Source organism: Globicatella sp. HMSC072A10 (assembly GCF_001811625.1).
GTDB classification, from domain to species: domain Bacteria; phylum Bacillota; class Bacilli; order Lactobacillales; family Aerococcaceae; genus Globicatella; species Globicatella sanguinis.
Genome location: NZ_KV805820.1, coordinates 1 through 6,896, shown reverse-complemented (window position 1 = coordinate 6,896; position 6,896 = coordinate 1). Strand labels below are relative to the sequence as shown.

The 6,896-nt window shown below is 34.5% G+C and carries 7 protein-coding genes; 2 read left to right on the top strand and 5 right to left on the bottom strand.

The window, feature by feature from the left end; all coding sequences use genetic code 11:
* Nucleotides 1-366 precede the first annotated feature (366 nt).
* Both rpsU and HMPREF2811_RS10455 read right to left on the bottom strand, forming a co-directional pair.
* A complete protein-coding gene (gene rpsU, locus HMPREF2811_RS10460; RefSeq protein WP_066126806.1) occupies nucleotides 367-540 on the bottom strand; it encodes a 30S ribosomal protein S21 in 174 nt (57 codons plus the stop codon).
* Nucleotides 541-862: 322 nt separating this feature from the next.
* Complete coding sequence (locus tag HMPREF2811_RS10455) at nucleotides 863-1,360, bottom strand: Fur family transcriptional regulator (protein ID WP_084802137.1); 498 nt, start codon at nucleotides 1,358-1,360, stop codon at nucleotides 863-865.
* 56 nt (nucleotides 1,361-1,416) lie between these two features.
* Here HMPREF2811_RS10455 and HMPREF2811_RS10450 point away from each other — a divergent pair, with 56 nt between their 5' ends.
* On the top strand, nucleotides 1,417-2,250 hold the full coding sequence (locus tag HMPREF2811_RS10450; protein ID WP_071409278.1) for a pyruvate, water dikinase regulatory protein: 834 nt from the start codon (nucleotides 1,417-1,419) through the stop codon (nucleotides 2,248-2,250).
* A gap of 82 nt (nucleotides 2,251-2,332) precedes the next feature.
* On the opposite strand, the gene HMPREF2811_RS10445 is transcribed toward HMPREF2811_RS10450, so the two are convergent.
* The 3 genes from HMPREF2811_RS10445 to HMPREF2811_RS10435 all read right to left on the bottom strand — a co-directional run bounded on the left by HMPREF2811_RS10445 (nucleotide 2,333) and on the right by HMPREF2811_RS10435 (nucleotide 5,005).
* Nucleotides 2,333-3,316 (bottom strand): diaminopimelate dehydrogenase, encoded by a 984-nt coding sequence (locus HMPREF2811_RS10445; protein WP_071409277.1) that lies wholly within the window; start codon nucleotides 3,314-3,316, stop codon nucleotides 2,333-2,335.
* 95 nt (nucleotides 3,317-3,411) lie between these two features.
* Entirely contained in the window at nucleotides 3,412-4,431 is a 1,020-nt protein-coding gene (gene holA, locus HMPREF2811_RS10440) for a DNA polymerase III subunit delta (RefSeq protein WP_071409276.1), read from the bottom strand.
* A gap of 208 nt (nucleotides 4,432-4,639) precedes the next feature.
* A complete protein-coding gene (locus HMPREF2811_RS10435) occupies nucleotides 4,640-5,005 on the bottom strand; it encodes a HesB/YadR/YfhF family protein (protein WP_071409275.1) in 366 nt (121 codons plus the stop codon).
* 250 nt (nucleotides 5,006-5,255) lie between these two features.
* Here HMPREF2811_RS10435 and HMPREF2811_RS10430 point away from each other — a divergent pair, with 250 nt between their 5' ends.
* Entirely contained in the window at nucleotides 5,256-6,023 is a 768-nt protein-coding gene (locus HMPREF2811_RS10430; protein WP_066126853.1) for a gamma-glutamyl-gamma-aminobutyrate hydrolase family protein, read from the top strand.
* Nucleotides 6,024-6,896: the final 873 nt, after the last annotated feature.

The following is a 6,896-nucleotide window of genomic DNA, read 5'->3' as shown; positions in this document are numbered from 1 at the left end:
AATTAATGAACAATAATCTTAACTAAATTTACCAAGTTTATGCCCAGCCTCACTGAAAATTTATGAAAACAAAAATTGGGTATTTTTGAGATTTTTTACTGTTTTTGACCATTTGGAAAGCTTACATTGTGAAATTACCTTTCCTATGAAAATATTTAATCGCTTTTAGAAAAATGAAAGTTTGTGAAAAACTATTTTGTGTCGAAAAATTGCGAAATGACCTGCTTAGAAATTCTTTTGATAAGTAAAAGACAGCATTTTTAAGTGATTCATTAGCAAATAACAAAAAGAAAAACACCACCCATTACTGAGTAGTGTTTAAATCTTCTTGATATATCAAATTGTCTATATCGCTCAAGACGTTTTCTAGAACTTACGTTTACGAGCTGCTTCTGATTTTTTCTTACGTCTTACTGATGGTTTTTCGTAAAACTCACGTTTACGAGCTTCTCTTAAAGTACCTGTTTTAGAAACGTTACGTTTGAAGCGACGAAGAGCGTCATCCAATGATTCGTTATCACGAACTACTGTTTTTGACATATGATTCCCCTCCCTCCAAGCATTGAGTAACCTTTCTTAGATTATTATTTATCTAATAAGTCCTTTTATAATTATATCAAATCTCATAAACTTTACAACTGTTTCCTGAAAAAATATCACAATTTGTCAAAAAAATGAAACCTTTGTGTAAAATCAAGTGAGAATAAACCAGGCCATAAACTTGATAAATTTAAGTCAAGATTATTATTCGTTAATGAATAGCGCAGTGGTTGAGTGGTCTCAAACAGTGTCTTTCGACTTGTTTGAGGTCTACTCCCAACTGTGCGGGGGTAGGTCAACGAAGCGAAAATTGTTCAATTTTCTACTTCTGGTCTACTCCCAAGTTTTTACATTTTTGGCATTTTCCAAAGATTTCGAATCGATGCCATTCAATTTCAACATCTGATAAATTGGTTGTTACTTGATCCATTGGACAGGCATCTAAAGGTATCGCAACACCACAATTAGTACAGATAAAATGATGGTGATGATGATTCCCTCCACAACTGATACGGAACATTTGTTCTTGATTATATTCTGTTCCTTCTAATAAGCCTGTTTCAACGAAGTCATACAGATTACGGTAAGTCGTATTGTAACTCATCGTAGGATATTTTTTGACCATATGTTGATGGACATCTTGTGCACTAATATAACGGTTTTCTTCTGCGAAAAAAGTTAAAATTTCTTCACGCTTTTTGGTCTTTTTGTAACCGGCCTCTTTGAATTTTTTTAAGCCTTCTGCTACTATTTCTTCAACTGTTTGTTGTTCACGCACATCATAATGCTCATGATCACGACAATGATGATGATTTTTCATTTAAATCCCTCACATTTATGGTATAGTTAAAATAATAATCATTCAGGAGGTTCCTAATGGAAACACAAAACCCAAATAACAAAATAGATTTTTATATTATCTCCGATTCGATTGGTGAGACTGCTAGTAAATTAGCCAAAGCAGCCATTGCCCAATTTCCTACTGTTACTACAGTATTGCATAAATTTATGTTTATTTCAAACAAAGAATCTGCAGATGAAATATTAAAGGAAGCGACTAAGCGTAACGGTATCCTCTTACTAACCTTGGTTAATAACGAGTTAGCAGAATACATTGAGAATTATTGCGAACAACATCAATTAACATACTTCAATATAATGAAACCAGTTCTTAATGAGATTACTAAGCGCACATCCAAAGAACCGAGTAAAGTAGTCGGTGCTCAACACGATTTATCAGAAGAATATTTTGAACGTGTGAGCGCAATGGAGTTTTGTATGCGTTATGATGATGGAAAAGACCCTAATGGTTTAATTGAGGCCGACATTGTCTTACTAGGCATTTCAAGAACAAGTAAAACCCCTTTAAGTATGTATCTCGGCAACATGGGCTATAAAGTTGCTAATCTTCCGCTAATCCCTGAAAACACTATACCTAAAGTCTTATTCGAAATTGATCCCAAGAAAATAGTTGGATTAACGACTTCAAATACCGTGGTCAATTTACATCGTGAAAATCGTATGAAAGAATATGGTTTACCATCAGGTACTAAATATGCCTCAATGGAACGAGTCAATGAAGAATTAAAGTTTTCAAGCGAACTCTATCAAAAATTAGGGTGTTTAGTCGTAAATACTGCGGAACGTAGTATCGAAGAATCGGCTTCTATTATTATCCAATCATTAGGATTAACTAATAAAGTTTGGTAATCACTCTTAAACAAATAGATTTCTGTGCTACTCTATCAAATTCACTTGATGACGACTATCGGCACAGAAATCTTTTTATTTATTATAACAATGATTGAATTAAATCCTCACGACTGGCAAGCGATAATAACGCGACTGGAATGTCCAGAACGGTTTTAGCACCAAATTGCCCCTCATTAGCCAATCGATAAGCCGCTCTTGCATATGTAGTTAAGACACTAGCTGTAAATTCAGGATTAGAATCCAAATCTAATTTAAACTCCATCACTTGTTGATTATTAACACCTGTTTGACCACTGGCTACCACAAAACCACCATGAGGTAATCCAGAGTGTTTCTCATCTAATTCCCTTTGAGTTACAAAGTGAACGGTCGTCTCATAAGGTTCAAAATAATTTGGCATCGTGATGATGGCTTCTCTAACACTCTCCTCATCCGCCCCTTCTTTTAATACTACAAAACACTCGCGACGATGCTTTTGACGTGCTGTAAGCGGCTGAGTCTGACCAGAACGTACGTGTTCAATGGCACTTGTGACAGGTATCGTATATTGTTTAGCATCTTGAACACCTTCGATTCTACGAATCGCATCCGAATGACCTTGCGATACCCCCTTGCCCCAAAATGTATCAAAATGTGGATTGCTTAATATCGATGAAAAGAGTACCCGATTTAATGAAAATAAACCCGGATCCCAGCCCGTTGAAATAACACTTACTTTTTCAGCGTTTGTTGCCACTTGATTAACCTTTGCTAAATGTTGGGCAATTTCCGCATGATTATCAAAGCTATCGACAGTATTAAACCATTGAGTAAATTCCGGCGTTTGTTCAGGCAAATCCGTTGCAGATCCTCCACATAAAATCATGACATCAATTTTATCTTGAAAATGTTGGGCCTCATTTATTTGATGAACTTTAACTACTGGATCTTGTGGCTCAATTGTTAGGGGATCACGACGGGTAAAAATCGCTACTAATTCCATATCTGGTTGTTGTGCGATAGCCAATTCTACCCCACGACCCAGATTGCCATATCCAATAATACCTATTTTAATTTTGTTCATCAAATCACCTCAATTAAATTTATAAATAAATTCTAATCGTTTTTTAATTTAAATGCAAGTTTTAATATGAAATTAACGGCTATTTTTTTATATTTTCATTTCATTTGCATAAATTGAGTCATTAATAAATAAAAATACATCTCTTTATCCCCAATGCCCGTCTTCATTTGATAATCCGTTTCAATTAATTGTTGATAAAACCTTTGGATATCTTTTAAGGGATATTTTACTGCTAATTGATTTGCTAATTTCACACGATACGGATGAACCCCTAGTTGGCTGGCAATATTTTGTTCTAACTGTCCGGTACTTGACAATAACTTTACTTGAAGCATTAAACGAAACTGCGAGATTAACAAGGCCAAAATCGCAATCGGTTCATGTTTCATCAATATTAAATCATCATAAATTTGCTTAGCCTTTGCTGCTTTTCGGCTTAATAAAGCATTGGTTAGTTCAAATACATCCGATTCTAAGACGCGTGGTACTAATTGTTGAACTACGTCGATCGTTACTTCTTTCCCACTGATGGCATAACTTTTTAATTTAACAATTTCCAACATGGCAGTACTTAAATTAGATTGAACGCGATTCAATAATTCGTTTAAAGCATCGGGAGTAATCTTTAAGTTATTTTCTTGAATATATGATTTTAAATAGTGTTTGACATCCTGTTCTTTAATGGTAGCAACATCAACAATTGTAGACTTGGCACTAAATGCTTTAGTAATCTTTTTACGTTTATCTAACTCATCAGCACTTACTCGCCAAACCACAATCGAATTGGGATTAGGATTATCGAGATAAGCGATTAATTGTTTTTGTTCAGAATCGCTTAATTTTTGATTAGGCTGGGCATTTAAGAAGGTCACATTTTCTACTATAATCAAACGGTATTCTGTAAAAAAAGAATATAACTCCGCTTCGTCTAATACAGCTTGTATAGTATCAACATTCAAATCAATATGCATCACGTCTAACTCATCCGCTGCTGAGAGTGTCGCAGTCAAACTTGACATAAAAGTAGATTGTAAATAACTTTCAGAGCCCAATAATAAATAATTAGGTTGAAAATTTCCCTTCTTGATCTGTTTAATGGCCTCTTGTACTTTCATAGCAACCTCCTTTTTTATTAATTATTATACCTATTTTTATGAATACTAGGTAGTCCCTCTGAATTCATATTAAAAAGTCACGATATCTCTAAACTAATACACACAAATCTATTAGCTCACTACTACGTGACCTTCTATTTAATAATAATTCTATTCCACATGGTATTTATTCTAATATCTATTGGCTCACTACTATGAGACAATCTATTTAGGCTTGGTCTTTTTTAGAAGGTCCAGTGGCCGTATCGACTGTATCATCGGCATGTGGTGCATGCGAACCGGCAGTTGGCTCATAATGATATGTAGGTTCTTGTAATTGTTCATCATAGTCTACATAAAAATCATAACCGTCAAAATACCATTCATCACTTTCTTCAATAAAAAATTTAGTTCCCTTCACTTCAGTCATGACTAAAGGTCGGCTTGGTTCGGCTACTTCCATCCCTAATGAAAAATTCTCATGAACTGGTGAATTACCATAGACTTTACCAAAAAAGCGAATACCAGTCGTGGCTGTTAAACCCATTTCCTCTGCATACCATGCCTGAGCAGCTTCTGATACAACTAATTTCATCTGTTACACCCTCTCAAATTTATCAATGTAGTTTCATTGTAATTAATAATGATTATTTATACAAGTTTATCGATTATTATGATAGATAAATGACACCATCACTTTCATGCCACAACAACTATTTCAGAGCACTTATTTCACCATTTTTTCATTACAGCTTTGTAAAGGTTGCGTAAAAGCTTTAATACGTTATAATGAAAGAATAATTTTAACATTTTAAATTTAAATATATATTACAAGGAGGAACTTCATGAAACCAGTAATCGGTATCACCGGAAATATTTCATTATTATCCAGTGCACAACCTTTTAATGTTAATTATTCGCCTTTAGGTTTTAGCAAGGCTATCGAAAAAGTAGGTGGCTCACCTATTATCTTACCTATCATGGACACAGATAATGCTGAAGAGTTGATTTCTATTGTAGATGGCTTATTATTAACCGGTGGTGAAGACGTATCACCTAAATTATATAATGAAGAACCGCGCATGGTCATTGGCCCTACGTCCCCAGAACGTGATCGTAGTGAAATCTTATTGTTAAAAGAAGCAATGAAACAACAAAAACCGATTTTAGGCATTTGTCGTGGTTTACAATTAATTAACGTTGTTTTAGGCGGATCACTTTATCAAGATTTATCTGAAAACAAAGACATTACCATTCAACATGTGCAAAAAACAAAGCCCCATCATCCAACTCATTCTATTGCTGTAAAAGAAAAATCACATATTGCTAAAATCTTTCAAACAGGCGACTATGTGAATTCTTTCCATCACCAAGTCATTAAAGATGTCGCCGACGGATTAACCGTATCGGCTTGGAGTCAAGACAAAGTCGTTGAAGCGATTGAATTATTTGAAAACAATCAGAGTATTTTAGGGTTACAATGGCATCCTGAATTGAATGCACTCAAAAATAATGAACAAAGTTTAGCTATTTTTGCTGATTTGGTTAAACGTGCCAATGATGCTAAACATCATATTAAAGCAAGAAAAGAAACCCCATACTATAATATTTAAGCTTTTAGTATAAAAATTACTTGCAACAAATTGGGTAATCTTATTGTAACTTTTATTTTTAGTTTAAGTCTCAAGGTTTTTAACCTCTGGTTGCTAAGCAAAATAATCATTTGTTTGGTTGCATCTGTCAAAAATATCGCGACTGGAAAGTTGTATTTACTGCTTTTTCATGAGTTCGGTATGCAATCAAGTCACTGATTACTAATTAAAAACTCAGTAATTGAGTGGGCAAGAAATAGAAAGGCGTATAAATTTCACTTTTGCTCACTTTTCGAGTTTTTAAAAGTATTAATAGTCCTTGTACGATTTATAATATCCTATTGAAGTAGAATGTTATCTTCTATTTTCACTTCGTCATCCTACAATAGTCTAACGACCTCCATCTACAAAAGCTAGGGAGTGGGCAAGAAGTAGAAAATTAAATAATTTTCACGTCGTCTGCCCACCCCCGTCAGTTGGGATTGACCAGAAGTAGAAAATTGAATAATTTTCGCTTCGTTGGCCTACCCCCGCACAGTTGAGTAGGTCTTAAACAAGTCTTTAGTTGAGTAGGCCTCAAACAAGTCGAAAGACGTAGGTTGAGACCACTCAACCACTGCGCTATTAATTACCGAGCAATAAACTTGATTTAATTTATCAAATTGATGCCTAACCTCCTTAAGACGCCATTTGAGGCCACTTCAACCACTGCGCTATTAATTAATGAACAATAATCTTAACTAAATTTATCAAGTTTATGCCCAGCCTCAAAATAATCTTCAAAAAAGCTGATTTCATGGCAAAACTTCTCTTCTATCTCTTCAAGTAGACTTTATCCATCTTCAATACAACTAGGGTTTTCAGGCTCTATACTTTTTGGTGTGGATTTATAGA

Excerpts from the sequence above, each read along its gene's own strand:
- rpsU (WP_066126806.1), bottom strand. The coding sequence starts at position 540 with ATGTCAAAAACAGTAGTTCGTGATAACGAATCATTGGATGACGCTCTT.
- HMPREF2811_RS10430 (WP_066126853.1), top strand. The coding sequence starts at position 5,256 with ATGAAACCAGTAATCGGTATCACCGGAAATATTTCATTATTATCCAGT.
- HMPREF2811_RS10445 (WP_071409277.1), bottom strand. The coding sequence starts at position 3,316 with ATGAACAAAATTAAAATAGGTATTATTGGATATGGCAATCTGGGTCGT.
- HMPREF2811_RS10450 (WP_071409278.1), top strand. The coding sequence starts at position 1,417 with ATGGAAACACAAAACCCAAATAACAAAATAGATTTTTATATTATCTCC.
- HMPREF2811_RS10435 (WP_071409275.1), bottom strand. The coding sequence starts at position 5,005 with ATGAAATTAGTTGTATCAGAAGCTGCTCAGGCATGGTATGCAGAGGAA.
- holA (WP_071409276.1), bottom strand. The coding sequence starts at position 4,431 with ATGAAAGTACAAGAGGCCATTAAACAGATCAAGAAGGGAAATTTTCAA.
- HMPREF2811_RS10455 (WP_084802137.1), bottom strand. The coding sequence starts at position 1,360 with ATGAAAAATCATCATCATTGTCGTGATCATGAGCATTATGATGTGCGT.